Origin of the sequence: Microbulbifer harenosus (assembly GCF_005771435.1) — a bacterium.
Taxonomy (GTDB): Bacteria; Pseudomonadota; Gammaproteobacteria; order Pseudomonadales; family Cellvibrionaceae; genus Microbulbifer; species Microbulbifer harenosus.
The window spans coordinates 25,815-43,308 of the sequence record NZ_VANI01000009.1; the positions used below are offsets into that span (position 1 = coordinate 25,815).

Annotated in this window: 19 protein-coding genes and 5 tRNA genes; 19 read left to right on the forward strand and 5 right to left on the reverse strand. The window is 58.1% G+C overall.

The window, feature by feature from the left end; all coding sequences use genetic code 11:
- Positions 1–72 precede the first annotated feature (72 nt).
- Both FDY93_RS08095 and FDY93_RS08100 read left to right on the forward strand, forming a co-directional pair.
- Positions 73–303, forward strand: coding sequence for a YheU family protein (locus FDY93_RS08095; RefSeq protein ID WP_138235249.1), 231 nt, complete (start codon positions 73–75; stop codon positions 301–303).
- Positions 303–959 (forward strand): alpha/beta fold hydrolase, encoded by a 657-nt coding sequence (locus tag FDY93_RS08100; RefSeq protein ID WP_138235250.1) that lies wholly within the window; start codon positions 303–305, stop codon positions 957–959. The genes FDY93_RS08095 and FDY93_RS08100 overlap by 1 nt, the downstream gene beginning before the upstream one ends.
- On the opposite strand, the gene FDY93_RS08105 is transcribed toward FDY93_RS08100, so the two are convergent.
- On the reverse strand, positions 937–1,221 hold the full coding sequence (locus FDY93_RS08105; RefSeq protein ID WP_138235251.1) for an antibiotic biosynthesis monooxygenase family protein: 285 nt from the start codon (positions 1,219–1,221) through the stop codon (positions 937–939). The genes FDY93_RS08100 and FDY93_RS08105 overlap by 23 nt on opposite strands.
- Before the next feature lie 157 nt (positions 1,222–1,378).
- Between FDY93_RS08105 and tusA the strand changes: the two genes are divergently transcribed.
- Complete coding sequence (tusA, locus tag FDY93_RS08110; protein WP_138235252.1) at positions 1,379–1,612, forward strand: sulfurtransferase TusA; 234 nt, start codon at positions 1,379–1,381, stop codon at positions 1,610–1,612.
- A 68-nt stretch (positions 1,613–1,680) separates the two neighbouring features.
- Here the strand turns inward: tusA and FDY93_RS08115 are convergent, their stop codons facing one another.
- Positions 1,681–2,367, reverse strand: coding sequence for a hypothetical protein (locus FDY93_RS08115; protein WP_138235253.1), 687 nt, complete (start codon positions 2,365–2,367; stop codon positions 1,681–1,683).
- A 569-nt stretch (positions 2,368–2,936) separates the two neighbouring features.
- On the opposite strand from FDY93_RS08115, the gene FDY93_RS08120 reads away from it, so the two are divergent.
- Genes FDY93_RS08120 through FDY93_RS08140 form a run of 5 tightly spaced genes read left to right on the forward strand, consistent with a single transcriptional unit; the run spans position 2,937 to position 7,689 of the window.
- Complete coding sequence (locus tag FDY93_RS08120) at positions 2,937–3,476, forward strand: elongation factor P hydroxylase (RefSeq protein WP_246068509.1); 540 nt, start codon at positions 2,937–2,939, stop codon at positions 3,474–3,476.
- The gene (locus tag FDY93_RS08125) at positions 3,473–4,414 is read left to right on the forward strand and encodes a 5'-3' exonuclease (RefSeq protein WP_138235255.1); all 942 of its coding nucleotides are present in this window, start codon (positions 3,473–3,475) and stop codon (positions 4,412–4,414) included. The genes FDY93_RS08120 and FDY93_RS08125 overlap by 4 nt, the downstream gene beginning before the upstream one ends.
- Positions 4,411–5,541 carry a 4-phosphoerythronate dehydrogenase gene (locus tag FDY93_RS08130; RefSeq protein WP_138235256.1) on the forward strand — a complete coding sequence of 377 codons (1,131 nt, stop codon included), beginning with the start codon at positions 4,411–4,413 and terminating at the stop codon, positions 5,539–5,541. The genes FDY93_RS08125 and FDY93_RS08130 overlap by 4 nt, the downstream gene beginning before the upstream one ends.
- A 15-nt stretch (positions 5,542–5,556) precedes the next feature.
- Positions 5,557–6,750 (forward strand): ATP-NAD kinase family protein, encoded by a 1,194-nt coding sequence (locus tag FDY93_RS08135; protein ID WP_138235257.1) that lies wholly within the window; start codon positions 5,557–5,559, stop codon positions 6,748–6,750.
- A gap of 3 nt (positions 6,751–6,753) precedes the next feature.
- Positions 6,754–7,689, forward strand: coding sequence for a class I SAM-dependent methyltransferase (locus FDY93_RS08140; protein WP_138235499.1), 936 nt, complete (start codon positions 6,754–6,756; stop codon positions 7,687–7,689).
- 187 nt (positions 7,690–7,876) lie between these two features.
- Here the strand turns inward: FDY93_RS08140 and FDY93_RS08145 are convergent, their stop codons facing one another.
- Entirely contained in the window at positions 7,877–8,272 is a 396-nt protein-coding gene (locus tag FDY93_RS08145) for a hypothetical protein (protein WP_138235258.1), read from the reverse strand.
- A gap of 17 nt (positions 8,273–8,289) precedes the next feature.
- Complete coding sequence (locus tag FDY93_RS08150; protein WP_138235259.1) at positions 8,290–9,504, reverse strand: pyridoxal phosphate-dependent aminotransferase; 1,215 nt, start codon at positions 9,502–9,504, stop codon at positions 8,290–8,292.
- Between the two features lie 263 nt (positions 9,505–9,767).
- On the opposite strand from FDY93_RS08150, the gene msrB reads away from it, so the two are divergent.
- From msrB to queF, 9 genes are all read left to right on the forward strand, one after another.
- Positions 9,768–10,175 (forward strand): peptide-methionine (R)-S-oxide reductase MsrB, encoded by a 408-nt coding sequence (gene msrB / locus FDY93_RS08155; RefSeq protein ID WP_138235260.1) that lies wholly within the window; start codon positions 9,768–9,770, stop codon positions 10,173–10,175.
- 47 nt (positions 10,176–10,222) lie between these two features.
- A complete protein-coding gene (locus FDY93_RS08160; RefSeq protein ID WP_138235261.1) occupies positions 10,223–10,984 on the forward strand; it encodes a DUF1499 domain-containing protein in 762 nt (253 codons plus the stop codon).
- 248 nt (positions 10,985–11,232) lie between these two features.
- Positions 11,233–11,308: transfer RNA gene (locus FDY93_RS08165), tRNA-Glu, on the forward strand.
- Position 11,309: 1 nt separating this feature from the next.
- A tRNA-Gly gene (locus tag FDY93_RS08170) sits at positions 11,310–11,385 on the forward strand.
- Between the two features lie 114 nt (positions 11,386–11,499).
- Positions 11,500–11,575 (forward strand) — tRNA-Glu (locus FDY93_RS08175).
- Positions 11,576–11,615: 40 nt separating this feature from the next.
- Positions 11,616–11,691: transfer RNA gene (locus tag FDY93_RS08180), tRNA-Gly, on the forward strand.
- Between the two features lie 137 nt (positions 11,692–11,828).
- Positions 11,829–12,779 carry an ABC transporter ATP-binding protein gene (locus FDY93_RS08185; protein ID WP_138235262.1) on the forward strand — a complete coding sequence of 317 codons (951 nt, stop codon included), beginning with the start codon at positions 11,829–11,831 and terminating at the stop codon, positions 12,777–12,779.
- The gene (locus FDY93_RS08190) at positions 12,776–13,549 is read left to right on the forward strand and encodes an ABC transporter permease (RefSeq protein ID WP_138235263.1); all 774 of its coding nucleotides are present in this window, start codon (positions 12,776–12,778) and stop codon (positions 13,547–13,549) included. Before FDY93_RS08185 ends, FDY93_RS08190 begins: the two co-directional genes overlap by 4 nt.
- A gap of 87 nt (positions 13,550–13,636) precedes the next feature.
- Positions 13,637–14,467 (forward strand): NADPH-dependent 7-cyano-7-deazaguanine reductase QueF, encoded by an 831-nt coding sequence (gene queF, locus FDY93_RS08195; RefSeq protein WP_138235264.1) that lies wholly within the window; start codon positions 13,637–13,639, stop codon positions 14,465–14,467.
- Positions 14,468–14,562: 95 nt separating this feature from the next.
- On the opposite strand, the gene FDY93_RS08200 is transcribed toward queF, so the two are convergent.
- Positions 14,563–15,957 carry an adenylate/guanylate cyclase domain-containing protein gene (locus tag FDY93_RS08200; RefSeq protein ID WP_138235265.1) on the reverse strand — a complete coding sequence of 465 codons (1,395 nt, stop codon included), beginning with the start codon at positions 15,955–15,957 and terminating at the stop codon, positions 14,563–14,565.
- 326 nt (positions 15,958–16,283) lie between these two features.
- On the opposite strand from FDY93_RS08200, the gene FDY93_RS08205 reads away from it, so the two are divergent.
- Positions 16,284–16,856 carry a nitroreductase family protein gene (locus tag FDY93_RS08205; protein ID WP_138235266.1) on the forward strand — a complete coding sequence of 191 codons (573 nt, stop codon included), beginning with the start codon at positions 16,284–16,286 and terminating at the stop codon, positions 16,854–16,856.
- Positions 16,857–17,052: 196 nt separating this feature from the next.
- Positions 17,053–17,140: transfer RNA gene (locus tag FDY93_RS08210), tRNA-Ser, on the forward strand.
- Positions 17,141–17,494: the final 354 nt, after the last annotated feature.

Sequence of the window (17,494 nt, forward strand, 5' to 3'; positions counted from 1 at the left end):
CGCCACCTGTCCTTCAGTTCGAGTCATGTGCTTTGTAAGCGTTAAATACAATTCACGCGTAGTGAGAGTGAAATGATCATTCCCCATAACCAATTAGACCCCGAAACCCTGCAAAACCTGCTGGAGGAATATGCCACTCGCGACGGCACCGATTACGGTGAGCAGGAGGTGAGCCTGGAAAACAAGGTGGCCAGCCTGCGCCGTCAGCTGGAGAAAAAGACCGTGGTCATCTGGTTTGAGCCCGGTGAGGAGTCGGTGAATCTGATTCTGGCGGAAGATATTCCGAGGGATGGTGATTACTGATGGCCGAATTGGATGGCTGGCTGGTGGACCGACCGCGGGACGCTCCCGAAAACTGGTTTCTGTTTGCACACGGCGCTGGCGCGCCGATGGATAGTGATTTTATGCAGGCTTTGGCGGCGTTGCTGGCAGAGCGGGGCGTGGGGGTGATCCGGTTTGAGTTTCCGTATATGGCGGAGCGGCGGGAAGCCGGCAAGAGGCGGCCGCCGAACAAACTGGATGTATTGCTCGCGGATTTTCAGGCTCAGATCGAGCGTTTCCGTGCGGTTTTCCCAGGAGAGCGGTTATTTATCGGTGGCAAGTCCATGGGCGGCCGGGTGGCGAGTATGCTGGCGGCGGAAAATCATCGGGCGGGAAGGGTGGATGGGGTGGTTTGCCTGGGGTATCCGTTCCATCCGCCGGGAAAGCCGGAGAGCTTGCGCACCGGGCATCTCGAAAGCCTCGATTGTCCCGCATTGATGGTGCAGGGAACCCGGGACAGGTTGGGGGATCGTGCTGAGGTGGGTGGCTATGCGCTGTCCTCCGCGATTGAGGTGTTGTGGCTGGAAGACGGTGACCACGATTTCAAGCCGCGCAAAGCCAGCGGTTTCACCCAGCTGCAACACTGGCGGGCTGCCGCGGATGGGGCCGCCGCGTTTATGCGCGCTGCAATATCGTGATGCGCTCCTCGTGCGCGAGCATGGGAGTGAGTTGGGCCATCTGTTCGCGGCGTTGTTCGCTGCTGTACCACTGTTGCCAGTGCAAGACAGATTTCCACTGGGACAGGGTGAAGCGGCGGCGGGGGTTGTCGAGTTCGGTGTAGGTATGACCGTCGACAAAGCCATCGGTCTGGTAGGCATTGGTCAGCAGTCGCCGTGCGGCCTCCTCGTAGGTCGCTTCCAGATCTTCGGCTATTTCCCGTTCAATCAGTACGTAAATCATCGGTGTTTGTGATCCTCAGCCGGTGTGCACTTCTGGTGACACCTCAACCTGCAGTCTAGTCTTTCCCAACAGCGACCGGTGAGGCGTCTGGCGGCTCTATTCTGTCCGGTCAGTCTTTGTGGATGACGCGCCATGGCAAATCTCCGACAATAGCCCCATGAAATCACACCATACCCTTGATGCCCGCGGCCTGCTGTGCCCGGAACCGGTCATGATGCTTCACTCTGCGGTGCGCAAGGTCGCGGCGGGTGAGGTGTTGCAGATGTTTGCCACTGACCCTTCCACCCAGCGCGATGTGCCTAAATTCTGTCAGTTTCTCGGTTATGAGCTGGTGCAACACCGGGAGGAGAACGATGAGTTTGTGTACTGGATCAGAAAATCTGAGGAATGATTATTTGTCCGGAAACAACAAGGGCGACCACTGGTCGCCCTTGTCTTTTCTGGATTTGTGGGAAGTGTCTAGGGCGAAGTGACAAGCGCCGCGATCGCGGCCAGGGCCTCCGGGTCCTCGGATTTGATCTTGTTGGCGATGTGGTGTTGGAAGAAATAGCGGAAACATTCCGATTCCTGGGCCGAGTACAGGCAATCGTCCCCGGGAAGAACCGGTGTAGTCTCCACACTGCTGTGATCAATCAGCATGCCGTGGATTTCGCCGCTGGCAAACAGCCGCCAGCTCACGACTTCGGAAAGAGTCAGGTTCTCCCGGTCCGTATCCATGAATACCGCGTGGGTACCGATGGTGTCGGGGATCTCCTGTACAACCTCGTCCGCTTGGTTGCTTTCAAATTCGAAGTATTCCGCCGCAGTCTCCAGCTCGACGATCTTGTGGATGGGGGGCTCATGGAAAATTTCCTCGATACCCGGGTCGTAGTAGCCCTCAAACCGGCCGTCCAGGGGATCCTGGATATCCGGGCAGGCGGTGATGGAGTTCAACCAGGGAACCAGTCCGACGACCTCGCCGTTAGCACGCAGGCCCCAGCAAAGGATTTTCAGACTGTAGAGATCAGTTCCACTGGAATTGTTGGAGTAGAGCATTTCCAAGCCATCCAGTTCCGGAGATAGGCGAATAAACCGCCGGCTCTCTGAAGTTTCGATAGGCTTGCCGGTGAAGAGGTCAACCACGTTGCTGTTGCGGTGGTCGGTCATAGTGCACCTCCTTGCAGGGCCGGTAGTAGGGCGGGAAGGTCTTGTACTGCTTATCAAGTGCAACCGGCGCAGAGATAGCGAGCGAAGGTCGGGCGACCAATCGCTGAATCCTGACTCCGGAGGCGCCTTTATTGCCTCCCTGGGAAGCCGGTACCGCAACCGAAAACAACCACCCATAGCCCTCATTATGATCGCTTTGAGCGGCAGCAGGTTTCCGGTATCCCTGTATTCAAAGGTATATTCTGATTCGTGGAAATACAACCGGCGGATGCAGGTTCTTTATCTCGTTTTCCCGCCTTTCAGCACCGAAAACACAGGTGATGGCGCCGATTGGCTGAATCGTCACTGATCTGGGTATTTCGCCTATGGGGGCATGGCCTTGATCCCCCCGCGCTCGCTGTTATAGTCCGCGCCAATTCACAATATGAGGTGCCGACTGTTTCTGGCACCGGTTCATGGCACAGGTTCAGGAGCCACAGTTGTCACACCTTTGCCCGGCAGATATCCAAGACCAGCAAGTTTCGTACCATCCGGAGGGGGCGACCGCGCACCAGGCAGCGGAGAAATCGGTGACTGAACGTATAGTCAGCGTGTTCGATACCTGTTTTTCGTCGCCGGACGGGTTGAATACCCGCCTCATGGGCGGCTTTGAAGAGCCTTATTACCGTCCAGCCTCGGAAAACGGCGCCAGCTGGCATCAGGTGGAATTCACCCGCGATTATCCCGCCAGCGCCCTGCATGAAGCAGCACACTGGTGTGTGGCAGGCGAGTCGCGCCGGAAACTGCCTGACTATGGATACTGGTATGCACCGGACGGCCGCTCCAGCGCACAGCAGGCGGAGTTTGAGCGGGTAGAAGTGAAACCCCAGGCGCTGGAGTGGGTCTTTGCCCGCGCCTGTGGTTTAAAGTTCCGCGTCAGCGCCGACAATCTCGATGCCGGGCTCGGCCCCAGTGCGGTATTCAAACGCGATATCTGGCAGCAGGTGCAGAACTACTGCCGCGACGGCCTGCCCTCCAGGGCCCGCCAGTTTGCCGGCGCGCTCGCCCGCGCCTGTGCGCAGCCGGAACCGTTTTTAGCGGAACACTATCGTTTGGAGGATCTCGGGTGAGTGAGACTTATCTGATCGACGCCTCGGTCTATATCTTCCGCTACTATTTTGCCCTACCTCCCAACTGGGTAAGCCGCTCCGGTTACAGTACCGAGGCGGTGTATGGATTCAGTAACTTCCTGTTGGATGTCTTGTCCCGCGATCCCGGACACATCGCCTGTGCCTTTGATGAGTCCCTCGGCAACTGCTTCCGCAACGACATTTATCCGGATTACAAGAGCAGCCGCGCACTGCCGGATGAGGCCCTGGCATATCAGCTGGCGGCCTGCCGTGAGATGGCGGAAGCGCTGGGGATCGCAAGTTTTGCCAGCGAACGCTTTGAGGCGGACGATATTCTGGCGACATTGACCCGAATGTGCGCGGCGGACGACCGTGCGCCGGTGGTACTCACCCGCGACAAGGATCTGGGGCAGCTGCTGGACTGTGGCGCCGCCAGCCTGTGGGATTTCGCCGCAAACGAGATTCTGGACCGGGAGAGTATCCGGCAGAAATTTGGCGTGGAGCCACGGCAGATACCCGACTATCTCGCGCTGGTGGGCGACAACATCGACGATATTCCCGGTGTGCCCGGGATCGGAGCCAAGACCGCAGCGCGTTTGCTGGCGGCGTTTGCCGACGTGGAAGCCCTGATCGCCAATGTGGCGCAGATCGCCAGTCTCAAACTGCGCGGGGCGAAATCCATCGCAGAAAAAATTACCAGCCATTCCCGACAGATCCGCATGGCACGGCAACTGGCGCAGCTGGAATATGAGGTTCCTCTCGCGATTGAGGTTGATAGCCTGGCTCGCAAAGCCGTGGAGCCGGAGTTTGCCATCGCGCTCGCGGAGGAATTCGGCATTGGCGGTCTCGCCAACAAAATCCGCCGCACGCTGGACAACCGCGCGCATTCCGATGATGCAAATTCAGCGCGCGAACATATGGAGTCCGTAATTTCATGAAAAGCAACGGGAATGCAAATCCGCAGCTCAACATCGTCGCCGATGAGAATATCCCGGGGTTGGAAACCTGGTTCGGAAATCTGGGCGCAATTACCAGAATCCCCGGACGCACTATGTCGCAGACGCAGCTGAAAGACGCCGATGTGTTGCTGGTGCGCTCGGTCACCGAAGTGAACCAGTCTTTGCTGGAGGGCACCCCGGTGCGCTTCGTGGGCAGTTGCACCATCGGTACCGACCATCTGGATACTGCGTGGCTGGAGGCACAGGGAATTGCCTGGAGTGCCGCACCCGGTTGCAATGCCAATTCGGTGGTCGAATACGTATTCTGTGCGCTTGCTGCGCTGAACGTTGACTGGCGCGGGCGCAGTTTCGGTATCGTCGGTTGTGGCAATGTGGGTGGTCTGTTGCAGAAAAAGCTCCACGCACTTCAGGTCCCGTGCAAGGTTTACGATCCCTGGCTAACCGAAAATCCCGACAGCAGCGATCTGAAATCTGTATTGCAGCAGGACATTGTCTGCCTGCACGCGCCGCTGGTAAAAGACGGTCCGCATCCGAGCCTGCACATGATTGACACCGCGGCTCTCGCTGCGATCAGACCTGGTACCGTGTTGATCAGTGCCGGGCGCGGCGCTGTCATCGACAATGCGGCACTGCTTGAGCGTCTCCGGGGTAAGCCCGACATCACCACCGTGCTGGATGTTTGGGAAAACGAACCGGATATCCGCACCGACCTGCTGGCAAAGGTGGATCTCGGCAGCCCGCATATCGCCGGTTACAGCCACGATGGCAAACTCGCCGGCACCCGTATGATTCGCGATGCGCTCAACCGCGTGCTGGGATGGCCGGAAGTGGCGCAGCCGGGCACCGATGCGAAAACGAAGCTGCCGGTTGTCAGCGAGCAGTCCGGCTTTGCCGCCATTCGTGAGCTGCTGCTCAACATCTACGACCCGAGAGAGGATGACCGCCGACTGCGGGACGCCGCAGCCGGCGAGCAACCCATGGTGAGGTCCTTCGACCTGCTGCGCAAGCACTACCCACAGCGCCTTGAGCTTTCCCATTTCAAGGTACAGGCACCAGGCCTGGATGATGCCGCGCGCAAGCAGCTGGCTATTCTCGGGCTCAACTAACGATCAGGTCGAACCGTGAAACTGAAAAAACTCGGACTTGTCATCAACCCATGGGCCGGCATCGGCGGTCCCGCCGGCCTGAAGGGCAGCGATGGAGCCGATACCGTCGAGCGCGCATTGGCAGCGGGCATCCAGCCCCAGTCGCACAAGCGCGTGGCCATCGCGCTGGAAGCGCTAAAACCTTTCAGCCCACAACTTGAGCTAGTGACCTTCGCCGGCGATATGGGCGAAAACCTCGCCCGTGAACTGGGTTTCCAGGTAGTCGTTGTGGGGGCCGCACGGCATGCGCGCTCGACACCGGAAGACAGCGAGGCCGCCGCGCGCACCATCCGCGACGCCGGTGCCGACCTGATCGTTTTCGCCGGTGGCGATGGCACGGCCCGCAATATGGTCAACGCCCTTGGCGACAGCTTCCCGGTACTCGGCATTCCTGCCGGAGTCAAAATGCACTCCGCGTGTTTTGCTATTTCTCCCAGAGCGGGGGGCGAGGTATTGCGACGGCTGATGGCGGGGGAACTGGTGGATCTGCACCAGCGGGAAGTGCGCGATATCGACGAGAACTCCTTCCGCGAGGGACGTGTCAGCACACGTTACTACGGTGAGTTGCTGGTGCCGGAAGAGGGGCATTTCCTGCAGGCAGTAAAAAACGCCGGGCGTGAGGTAGAAGAACTGGCGGTGGCCGATATCGCCGCGCAAGTGGTGGAGGAAATCCATCATCTCGACCCGGAGACGCTCTACATCGTCGGCCCCGGCTCCACCACGCTCGCGGTGCTTTCCGAACTGGGGGAGGACGGCACCTTGTTGGGGGTGGACCTGTGGTGCGACGGCAATCTGCTGGCTGCCGACGTGAGTGCGCCACAGATCGAGGAGGCCATCGCCTCACACCGTGCAACGCAACCCGATCTCCCGGTCAGAATCATTCTTACTGCCATCGGCGGCCAGGGCCATCTCATCGGCCGCGGCAATCAGCAATTGAGCCCGAAGGTATTGCGCGCAGTGGGGCGAGAGAATCTGATAGTGATTGCCACCAAAACCAAAATCACCGAACTGGGCGGGCGCCCATTGCTGATCGACAGCGGCGAGCCATCACTGGATGAAGCCTGGAGCGGCTTTGTGCGGGTGATTACCGGCTACCGCGATGAAATCCTTTACCCGCTGTCTGGCGATGGCAGCGGTGAAGTTCCGGCAGCACAGAGCACAAGCGAGTAAATGATGGATTGGGAATCTTTGTTGCGGGTTGTGCGCGGCAAACTGGAAGAAAAAAAGTCGGACAGCCGCCGCCTGTTTCACGGTCGTGGGCGCTGTTATACGGGCTTCGAGAGCATTTGTGTAGACAGTTATCGCCCTGCAATACTGGTAACGCTGTTTGATGCCTATGACGGTGAAGACGCGCTGGTAGCATCGCTGTGGGCGCTGGCGGAGCCATTTGGTTACACCGGTGTTGCGGTGCAGCGGCGCTATGAACGCGGTGCGCCCATCGTGTGGCAGGCCGGCACGCCGGTGGAATCACCGGTAGCGAGGCGTGGCGATCTTGAGATTCCACTGACTTTTGATCGCCAGAATGTTGGTTTCTTTCTCGACATCGAACCCGGACGCCGCTGGCTGGAGCAGCAGGTGCAGGAGAAGGCGGGGCAGGTCGAGAACCTGAAATTGCTCAACTTGTTTGCATTCACCTGCGCATTTTCGGTGGTGGCGCGCGCTGCCGGTGAGTTAGGGGTGCTTAATGTGGACCTCAACAAGGGTGTGCTTAGACGTGGGGAGGCCAATCACCGTGCGAATGGGTTGCCGTTGAAGGGCATCAGTTTTCTGGCGAAGGATGCACTGCGGGATTTCCGCAGTTATGACCGTCGGGGGCCTTTCCAACTTGCGGTTGTGGATCCGCCCACATTTCAGAAAGGCAGTTTCGATGTGGGAGAGAATTACGCTCGGATGCTAAAGCTGTTGCCGGCCTGCCTGGCGGATGAAGCGGATTTGCTGCTGGTGGTGAACTCGCCCCGGATCAGTGAGGCTGAATTCCGTGCACTAATCAGCTCTGCAAATCCAGGCTATGCGGTAATTGAACGGTTACCGCAGAATCCTGACTTTCCGGATAGTGATCCGGATGCGGCGCTAAAGATGCTGCATGTGAGGTATTGTCGAAGCGCTTAGCGCTACGAAGCCATGTTCTTGAATCGAAGGTGGAGTGCCGGGTACGGGTTTTCAGGATCGTCGGCAACAGGGATGTTGCCGACGAAGCGTACAGGGATGTATTTAAGGGGGGCGCCTAGCCCGGTCCTGAAAACCCGTACCCGGTGCTTTGCCGCCACATAAGGCGACTACGAAGTTCCACTGGAATCTAGCTCTGAAGTTGAGCCATCAGCCCCACCATCAACTCCTCGAGCTGAGGCGAAGATCCTCCGCGCACAACTTGATCCAGCTTCTCAGCGTTGCTGATCCCATCCTCCCCGCGACTCACCAGCACCAGAAAACTCCGGTGAGACAATGTCGCATCCTCGATCGCTTCCTGGCGCACCAACTGCAAAAAATGGATATAACCGCACTGCTTGAGCCAGGTCATCGCACCCAGGCAGGCGAGATGGCGGGGCGAGTGAAGGCCGAATTCGTCCGGGGTGTCGGGACCGGCGATGTCTTCCACATAGATCGTGGCCGGGGCCGGAAACTGCTGGAACAGTGCCAACAGAATCCGCCCCGCATCGCGGTAAAAATCGTGAATATGCAGATCGTCCAACATTGATCGCTTACAGCTTATTAACCAGTGTAACGCTCAAGGAAACTGCCCAAACGCTCAATCGCATGGGAAAGATCATCCACCCGCGGCAGGAACACAATCCGCAGATGGTCCGGCGCATCCCAGTGGAAAGCACTGCCCTGCACCAGCAGGATTTTTTCCTGGCGCAGAAAATCGAGCACGAACTTCTCGTCGTTCTCAATCTTGTGACGGTCCAGATCAATGCGCGGGAACATATAAATCGCCCCCTGGGGCTTCACGCAGCTGACGCCGGGAATATCGTTCAGCATCTGCCACGCCAAATCCCGCTGTTCGCGCAGGCGGCCACCGGGTAGCACCAGATCCTTGATACTCTGGTAGCCGCCTAAGGCGGTCTGCACCGCGAACATTGCCGGTACGTTGCCGCACAGGCGCATGGACGACAGGATATCCATGCCCTCAATAAACCCGCGCGCGCGCTGCTTGGCGCCACTCACGATCATCCAGCCGGAGCGGAAACCAGCCAGGCGGTAAGACTTGGAGAGGCCGTTGAAAGTCAGGCACAGCACATCGTGGGCCAGAGTGCCCATCGGGGTGAACTCAGCGTCGTCATACAGGATCTTGCTATAAATCTCGTCGGCAAAAATGACCAGATTATGTTGCTGCGCAACCTCTACAATTTGCTCCAGCAGGGCCTTCGGGTACACCGCGCCAGTGGGGTTGTTCGGGTTGATCACCACAATACCGCGGGTGCGGGGAGTGATCTTGGATTTGATATCGTCAATATCCGGCAGCCAGCCCGCCTGCTCATCGCAGCGGTAGAGCACCGGCTTGGCACCGGTCAGATTGGTAGCGGCCATCCACAGCGGGTAGTTAGGCATCGGCAACAGCATTTCGTCGCCGTTATTCAGCAGTGCCTGGGTGGACATGGAAATCAGCTCGGACACGCCATTGCCCAAATAGATATCGTCGATATCGACGCCCGGCACACCGAGGATCTGGCACTCGTGCATGATGGCCTTACGCGCCGCGAACAGCCCCTTGGATTCCACATAGCCCTGTGCCTGGGACAGGTTGTAGATCACGTCCTGCAGAATTTCGTCTGGCGCATTAAAACCGAATGGTGCCGGATTGCCGATGTTCAGCTTCATGATCCGGTGGCCTTCTTCCTCCATGCGCGATGCCTGCTCCATGACCGGACCGCGGATTTCGTAGCAGACGCCGTGGAGTTTTTCCGACTTGTGAATATCCTTCATTGCTGTGTACTTCGTAGAGTCCTCAACTGATAGAGAGCCTTCAACTGGTTTAGAGTCTCCAACTGATGTTTTTGAAAGAGAGCCTGCGGGAGGCCATCTTGTGGGCAAATTTTTCCAACCTGCATCCGGCTTTCTTGTAGGCTTGCTATCGGTAGCGGGGCGGATCTGGCACCGTGGATAATCGTGGTGCTGCTGCTAAGCGTTGGGCCGGGCAGGGTAGTGCCGCTGGATACTGACTTATCAGGCGAAAAAGGAACCACAGTATGTCAAAAGAGAAAGACGATAACTACTGGCGCGAGCGCCTGACTCCTGAAGAGTTTCGGGTTTGCCGGGAGGGCGGTACCGAGCGGCCATTTTCCGGTGAATATTGGGCTACCTTCGAGGACGGCCAGTACCGCTGTCGCTGTTGTGGTGAGGCGTTATTTGACTCGGAATCCAAGTTCGAGTCCGGTTGTGGATGGCCCAGCTTTGACGCAGAGGCCAGCGGCGGTGCGATTGAGGAGCGCCCGGATCACAGCTTCGGTATGCAGCGTACCGAGATCCTGTGTGCCAATTGCGGCTGTCACCTGGGACACGTGTTTCCCGACGGACCGACCGACACTGGGTTGCGCTATTGTGTTAATTCACTATCGGTAAAACTCGACCCCGGGCGGGAGGAGGGCGCTGACTGAGTGCAAGCCGAAAAATGTGACTGCAAGGCACTGACCAGAGGGTATCCATGATCCGATCCGCCCGAAAACGCCACTGGAGCCGGTGGCTGTACCGCGTTCAGTGGACGCTGCTTGCCATCATTGCCCTGGCGGTGGCGGCGGTGCGGCTCGGGTTGTTGCACTACCTGACCGCCTTTGAGGTGTTCAAGTATGCCGGATTGGCGGCAGTCGCCGTTGCGCTGGCGTCGATACTGGTATTTATCTGGGGGCTGGTCAAACGTCACCCCGAAGCCCGCAGCGCGGCTCTCTGGGCCACGATTCTGGGCGCGATACCGGTGGCGATTCCGCTGTTCACAGTGGGGGAACACAACTTCCGCGCACCTCCCATCCATGATATCTCCACTGACCTGAAGAACCCGCCGGCGTTCGAGGCAGTCCTGTCTTTGCGCGGTCCGGGCGATAACCGCGCGGATTACGCGGGTGACGCGGTGGCCAGTCAACAGCGCAATTCGCCCCTCTATGAAGATATTCAGCCGCTGCTGCTTAATATGACCGTGGCCGAGGCCACGGAACTCGCCGCCTCCGTGGCGGAAGAACTCGGCTGGCGGGTGGTGGCGAAAAGCCCCAACAAAGGGCGTCTTGAAGCGGTGGCGCGCACCCCGGTGCTCGGCTTTACCGAGGATGTGGTGGTGCGGGTGAAAAAGGAGGGGCAGGGCGTAACAGTGGACATCCGGTCCGCTTCCCGCAGCAGGGCGGCGGATTTTGGCAGTAATGGCCAGCGTATTCGCACTTTCCTGAAGGAGATGACGAGCCGTGCAGAAGGGCGCTGAAGAGAGGTGCTGATTCTCCCGGTACTTATCGTTTATTCCCTGGCGCGTTGATCTTCATCCGGTAGCTGCCTGCCGTTTGTCGCGCTTTGTGGCGGGGGTCCGGTAAGTGCCTGTATGCAAAGGAAAAATTCTTAAATTTTTTTTCATCCAAGTGTTGACAGCCCCCGGGGGTCTCCATAGAATGCGCCCCACTTCGACGCAGTACGCACTTGCCGAAACGCAGTGAGGAATGCCAAGAAGGTTTCTGGGTCCCCATCGTCTAGAGGCCTAGGACACCGCCCTTTCACGGCGGTAACAGGGGTTCGACTCCCCTTGGGGATGCCACGCGGGAATAGCTCAGTTGGTAGAGCGCAACCTTGCCAAGGTTGAGGTCGCCGGTTCGAACCCGGTTTCCCGCTCCAAATTTTGCTCAGTCGTCCACTCTAGGGGCGTATGAGCTGACGGGACAGGTTCTGTTTTGTCACCCCGGTCTGACAGGCCGGCTGCTTTGAGTACCAAGTCAAGGCGAAGTTTCTGTCCCCATCGTCTAGAGGCCTAGGACACCGCCCTTTCACGGCGGTAACAGGGGTTCGACTCCCCTTGGGGATGCCATTTTATCGGGGCTGCGCAAGCAGTTTCGATGACAAAAAAAGCGGGAATAGCTCAGTTGGTAGAGCGCAACCTTGCCAAGGTTGAGGTCGCCGGTTCGAACCCGGTTTCCCGCTCCAATTTCAAAGCCGCTCAATGAGCGGCTTTTTTTTTGCCAATGGACCGGGTCGTGCTGTCAGAGCACGGAAGTAGCGTCCCGCCGTTGCAATCTGCAGACCAAGGGCGTTGAATAACGCCACCCATTTAAGGAGGCACCATGACCGCTGCGCTCTCCATCAAGAACCTCGAAAAAACCTACGACAACGGCTTCCAGGCGCTCAAGGGCATCAGCTTTGAAGTGCAGCCTGGAGATTTCTTCGCCCTGCTGGGCCCCAACGGCGCCGGCAAGTCCACCACTATTGGCATTCTTTGTTCACTGGTGCGTAAGACTGGTGGCGAGGTGTCGATCTTCGGCATCGACATCGACCGGGATTTTCCCGCGGCCAAGCAAATGCTCGGCGTGGTGCCGCAGGAGTTCAATTTCAGCCAGTTTGAAAAGGTGTACGATATTGTCTGCACCCAGGGTGGCTTTTACGGCATGCCGCGCGCGCTGGCCGAAGAGCGCACGGAAAAATATCTGCGCAAGCTGGGCCTGTGGGACAAGCGCAACGCCCAGGCGCGTATGCTGTCCGGCGGTATGAAGCGGCGGCTGATGATTGCCCGCGCGCTGATCCACGAGCCGCGCCTGCTGATTCTCGATGAACCCACCGCAGGTGTGGATATCGAACTGCGCCGTTCCATGTGGGAGTTCCTGCAGGAGATTAACGCCCAGGGCACCACCATCATTCTCACCACCCACTATCTGGAAGAGGCGGAGAGCCTGTGCCGGAATATCGCCATTATCGATAAGGGCGATATTATCGAGAACACTTCGATCAAATCCCTGATCAAGACCCTGAATAAAGAGGTGTTCATTCTCGACAGCCGCGAGATCCTGAGTGCGACGCTGGACTTTGGTGACTTTGAAGGTCGCCGTCTGGACGAGCATAGCCTGGAGGTGACCGTAGAGAAGGGGCAGTCCCTGTCCGACCTGTTCGCGCATTTGAGTGCACAGAATATTTCCGTGACCAGCATGCGCAACCGCGCCAATCGCCTTGAGGAGTTGTTTGTTTCCCTGCTGGCACAAAACAAAATGCAGGAAGCCGCAAACAAGGAGGTGAAGTCATGAGCCCGCAACTGATCTGGACCTCCTTCTCCACCATACTCCGCCGCGAAGTGCGGCGCTTTACCCGCATCTGGCCGCAGACGCTGGTGCCACCGGTCATCACCATGTCCCTGTACTTCGTCATCTTCGGCGCGCTGATCGGCAGCCGTATCGGTGACATGGGCGGCTTCTCTTATATGGAGTTCGTGGTGCCGGGGCTGATCATGATGGCGGTGATCACCAACTCCTACGCCAATGTGGTTTCGTCGTTTTACAGTGCCAAGTTCCAGCGCAATGTCGAGGAACTGCTGGTCTCACCGACACCCAACTGGGTGGTAATGGCCGGTTATGTGCTGGGCGGTGTGGCCCGCGGTCTGATCGTCGGCTTTATTGTGACCTTGATCGCGCTGATCTTCACATCGTTGAGTGTGCAGCATATCGGGGTGACGATCCTGATTGTGTTCCTGACGTCGGTGCTATTTTCCCTTGCTGGATTTATCAACGCGATTTTTGCCAACAGCTTCGACGATATTTCCATCATTCCCACGTTTGTGCTCACACCGTTGACCTATTTGGGTGGAGTGTTTTATTCCATCGAGCTGCTATCGCCATTCTGGCAGGGGTTGTCGAAGCTGAACCCGATCCTGTATATGGTTAACGCCTTCCGCTACGGCGTGCTCGGCGTTTCCGATATCCATGTGGGCTGGGCCTTTGCCGGCGTGCTGGTGTTTATCACTTTGCTTTCCGGCTGGGCGCTGCATCTGATGAAACACGGCAAGCGTTTGCGTCATTAATTGGATTTGGTTCGCCTGCAAGGCAGGCTCCTACAGTGCACTTTGTAGGAGCCTGCTTGCAGGCGAACAAATTGATCGAGCAGAAACATGAACCGAGAAGACTGGCAAAACCTTCCCCTGGGTCAGGAGACCCGCTACGAATCGAGCTACAATCCCAAGCTACTGCACCCCATTCCGCGCTCGGTGTCGCGTGCACAGTTGGGGCTGGAAGGGCAGGTGCTGCCATTTACCGGCGCGGATGAGTGGTGGGGATTTGAGCTTTCGTGGCTGAACCCAAAAGGTGTGCCACAGGTGGCCGTTGCCCGGTTCCGCTTCGCAGCATCGAGCCCGGCGATGATTGAATCGAAATCCTTCAAGCTGTATCTGAACTCCTTCAACCAGAGCGAGTTCCCCTCGCGGGAAGCGGTTCAGGCGACGCTGGAAAAGGATCTGAGCGCGGCCGCCGGCAGCGATGTGGCGGTGACCCTGTTCGATGTGGAAGACACCGCGCTCGACGTGCACAAGCCCGTGGGGTTCTGTCTGGATGGGCTGGATATCGAAGCCCGCACTTACCAGCCCGACGCTGCGTTGTTGAAGCTGGAGGAGGGTGGTAAAGCGGTGGAAGAAGTCCTTTACAGCCACCTGTTGCGCAGCAATTGCCCGGTAACCGGCCAACCCGATTGGGCCACCGTTACGATCGAGTACCGCGGCCCAGCGCTGGACCGGGCTGCGCTGCTCGCCTACATCATTTCTTTCCGTGAGCACCAGGATTTTCACGAGCACTGTGTAGAGCGCATCTACTGCGACCTGCAGAATCTGGCAGAGTTTGAAACGCTCACCGTGTGCGCCCGCTATACCCGCCGCGGCGGTCTGGACATCAATCCGCTGCGCACCTCAACCGGCGAAATCGCTTTTCCAGGGCGCTTCGCGCGGCAATGACACGGGATGGAATGGGAAAGTAAGGGAGAAAAGTAAGGGAGAAAAGTAAGGGAGAAAAGTAAGGGAGGTGTGGGCGTCGAAGTCCGCCCACGAAATCAGATAATCACTTTGCTCTTCAGGCGCTCCTGCGCCTTCTGCAGCGCTTGCAGTACCTTGTCCTTGTCGTAGTTGCGGATCTTGTCCAGATCCAGGTGCATGGCGAAGCCCGGTGCATGCTCTTCCAGATAGCTCAGCTGGCCGCCAAGGTTTTTGCGCAAATCAGTTACCGAGTACACCTTAACCGGGGTGCTGAATCCCTTTACGCTCACGTGGCCTTTGTCTCGGCACATCACCGTCTGTTTGATCATTGCCCAGGTTTCGTGGCTGATCAAAATTTCGCCCGGCTCCGCCGCGCTTTCCAGTCGTGCGGCCAGGTTCACGTGGGTGCCCATCACCGTATAGGTCTGGTAATCCGCGGTGCCGAATACCCCCACGGTGCAGTAACCGGTGTTGATGCCGATGCGGATCTGCAGGGGGTGGGAAATTCCCTGGTCGTACCATTCCTGCATCATTTCCCGCACCCGTTTGCGCATCGCCAGTGCCATGGCCACGCAGCGCAGTGCGTCGGATTTGGGGCCTTTGCTCTGATCGTCTCCGAACACCACCATCACGGCGTCGCCGATGAATTTGTCGATGGTGCCACCGTAGTGGGCGACGATTCGGGACATCTCGGTCAGGTAATTGTTCAGCAGGCGGGTAAGGGTTTCCGCCTCCATCTCCTCGCTCAGCTGGCTGAAATCCTTGATATCGGAAAAGAACACGGTCAGCAGCTTGCGTTCGGTCACGATATCTTTTTCTTTGCCGCTGGTTACCGAGCGCCACAGGCGTTTGGACAAGTAGCGGGAGAGCTTGTAGCTGGCCAGGTTGGCCGTGCGCTGTTCCTTGTGCAGTTGCTGGTTATCCGCCTTCAGGCGCGAGATCTGCTTGTGTGTATAGAAGGCGTAGCAACAGAAGTAGGTAAATACCCCGATCAGGCTCGCGGCACTGATATTCAGATCCGCATTCACCACCAGTGCCGGCCGGTGGATCAGGTAGCCGATGGCCACACCCAGCAGCATCGCCGTGTTGTGCTCAAACCAGCAGCGCCCGCCGCCCTCGGTCAGGGCATTGAACTGGATCATGGTGAGGAACAGCAGGCAGGGCAGAAGGCTGAAGTTGGACATCGCCATCGCCATGCCGATCAGCAATGCGTCGCTGAAGGCGAGCCAGCGGCGCACTTCCGCGCTGCTGTCCGGGTCGCTGCGCCGTCCGATCTGGTAGGCGATGGGGATGTAGCCTAGCAGCAGGGCGGCCATGGCCAGCTGCATCAGGGTGTTCTGGGTAAAGACGGAGGACCAGTTGATGCTGTTCAGAAGGGTACCCGATGCCGCAAAACAGATCAGGGCGCGGAAATAGAGCGGATACCGGGACTCCGTCTGGTGGCCGCTGGTTTCTTCTGGCGGATTCTGCATGAACGCTGGATCTTATCTGATAGCTTGGTCTGGGACGTCCGGAGCCTGTTGTTTTTTCTCTGACTGGCCAGCTCTGCAGGCTCGGCTCAGTTTATCTCTCGACGTTAAATTCAGCGCTTTGGTAGCAATTTCGAGGGATGGGTCACGGACAGGCGCAAAGTTTACCCTCATGAACACGGGAAAGCGACGGGCAATCGGGACAAGTTCCTAATATTAGATGTTCGTCTGGCATCGGAATCTCTCCGCCATGGGGTAGAATCTCGCACTTTTCATGGCCCGATACTCAGTGTCTCGGTGCCAATGGTAACCAGATTCAGGAGGCAACCATGGACGCACTGGAAGCGCTGCACAACCGCGTATCAATCGGCGCACTGACAGACCCGGCCCCTAGTCGCGCGCAGCGCAACAATATTTTCCGCGCCGCTCTACGCGCCGCAGACCACGGAAACCTGCGTCCCTGGCGCTTCCTTGTAATAGAAGGGGAGGCCCGCAAGCGCCTTGGGGAGATCTACTTAAGCGCCAGTGAGAGCAGCGCGACCGCGGGCGAACCGCTGAGCGACGCCCAACGTGAGCGCTTCCTCGCCATGCCCCTGCGGGCGCCCCTGCTTCTCGTTGCCGTCACCCGTCTGCAGGAACACCCCAAAGTTCCGCTCAATGAGCAGCGCATGTCCACGGCTGGCGCCGTGCAGGCCATGCTCACCGCCGCTTTTGCCGAAGGCGTCGGCGCCTATTGGCGCACCGGTGAGCTTGCCGAGAACCGCCAGGTCGCCCGTGCCCTCGGCCTCGCCGACAACGAAGAGATCAGCGGCTTCATCTACATGGGCACCCCGCAAAAAGCCCCGCGCCCCGCACCGGAACTTGCCGTGAGCGATTTCTTTGCCGACTGGCAGGGCGAATAAGTCCACAGGGCGCACACAGAGAGGCGGCTGGCAGGATTTTTTTCGAAATGCACTTGCACCCACCGCCGCCTTTCTGTAAAGTTCGCGCTCGCTGATCGGGGAGCTATGTTACTGATTAGCAAGGCAAAACGCCGACGAGCCCGCAAGCGTGCGGACGGTAAGCTCGCTAAACAAACCGTGACAACGCATACAATTTGGTGAGGTGTCCGAGTGGTCGAAGGAGCACGCCTGGAAAGTGTGTATATCGAAAGGTATCGAGGGTTCGAATCCCTCCCTCACCGCCACATACGAAAAAAAGCCCGGCTATAAGCCGGGCTTTTTCGTATGTGGCGGTGAGGGAGATTTGGATGAGAACCCCGTTCGAGCCGGAGGCGCATAGCGCCGGAGACCAGCGAGCGCAGCGAAGCTAATCCCTCCCTCGCGGGTTCGATCAACTCGCAATGCGAGTTGAGACCGAGGCGTAGGCGAGCCCGCAGAATCAAAACACGCCTGAGCGTGTTTTGATTCCATATTGCACTGCCGTAGCGATCCCATCTCAATCTTCGGCTACGAATTTGTCGGGTTTTCCAAATTTTTCCTGAATCTTGGTGAATTATTTCTGCTTGGGCTGATCCCGTTTGGGTTTCTTGTGCGGGTAA

Coding starts and splice junctions, on each gene's coding strand:
- FDY93_RS08095 (WP_138235249.1), top strand. CDS start 73: ATGATCATTCCCCATAACCAATTAGACCCCGAAACCCTGCAAAACCTG.
- FDY93_RS08100 (WP_138235250.1), top strand. CDS start 303: ATGGCCGAATTGGATGGCTGGCTGGTGGACCGACCGCGGGACGCTCCC.
- FDY93_RS08105 (WP_138235251.1), bottom strand. CDS start 1,221: ATGATTTACGTACTGATTGAACGGGAAATAGCCGAAGATCTGGAAGCG.
- tusA (WP_138235252.1), top strand. CDS start 1,379: ATGAAATCACACCATACCCTTGATGCCCGCGGCCTGCTGTGCCCGGAA.
- FDY93_RS08115 (WP_138235253.1), bottom strand. CDS start 2,367: ATGACCGACCACCGCAACAGCAACGTGGTTGACCTCTTCACCGGCAAG.
- FDY93_RS08130 (WP_138235256.1), top strand. CDS start 4,411: ATGAAAAGCAACGGGAATGCAAATCCGCAGCTCAACATCGTCGCCGAT.
- FDY93_RS08140 (WP_138235499.1), top strand. CDS start 6,754: ATGGATTGGGAATCTTTGTTGCGGGTTGTGCGCGGCAAACTGGAAGAA.
- FDY93_RS08145 (WP_138235258.1), bottom strand. CDS start 8,272: ATGTTGGACGATCTGCATATTCACGATTTTTACCGCGATGCGGGGCGG.
- FDY93_RS08150 (WP_138235259.1), bottom strand. CDS start 9,504: ATGAAGGATATTCACAAGTCGGAAAAACTCCACGGCGTCTGCTACGAA.
- msrB (WP_138235260.1), top strand. CDS start 9,768: ATGTCAAAAGAGAAAGACGATAACTACTGGCGCGAGCGCCTGACTCCT.
- FDY93_RS08160 (WP_138235261.1), top strand. CDS start 10,223: ATGATCCGATCCGCCCGAAAACGCCACTGGAGCCGGTGGCTGTACCGC.
- FDY93_RS08185 (WP_138235262.1), top strand. CDS start 11,829: ATGACCGCTGCGCTCTCCATCAAGAACCTCGAAAAAACCTACGACAAC.
- FDY93_RS08190 (WP_138235263.1), top strand. CDS start 12,776: ATGAGCCCGCAACTGATCTGGACCTCCTTCTCCACCATACTCCGCCGC.
- queF (WP_138235264.1), top strand. CDS start 13,637: ATGAACCGAGAAGACTGGCAAAACCTTCCCCTGGGTCAGGAGACCCGC.
- FDY93_RS08200 (WP_138235265.1), bottom strand. CDS start 15,957: ATGCAGAATCCGCCAGAAGAAACCAGCGGCCACCAGACGGAGTCCCGG.
- FDY93_RS08205 (WP_138235266.1), top strand. CDS start 16,284: ATGGACGCACTGGAAGCGCTGCACAACCGCGTATCAATCGGCGCACTG.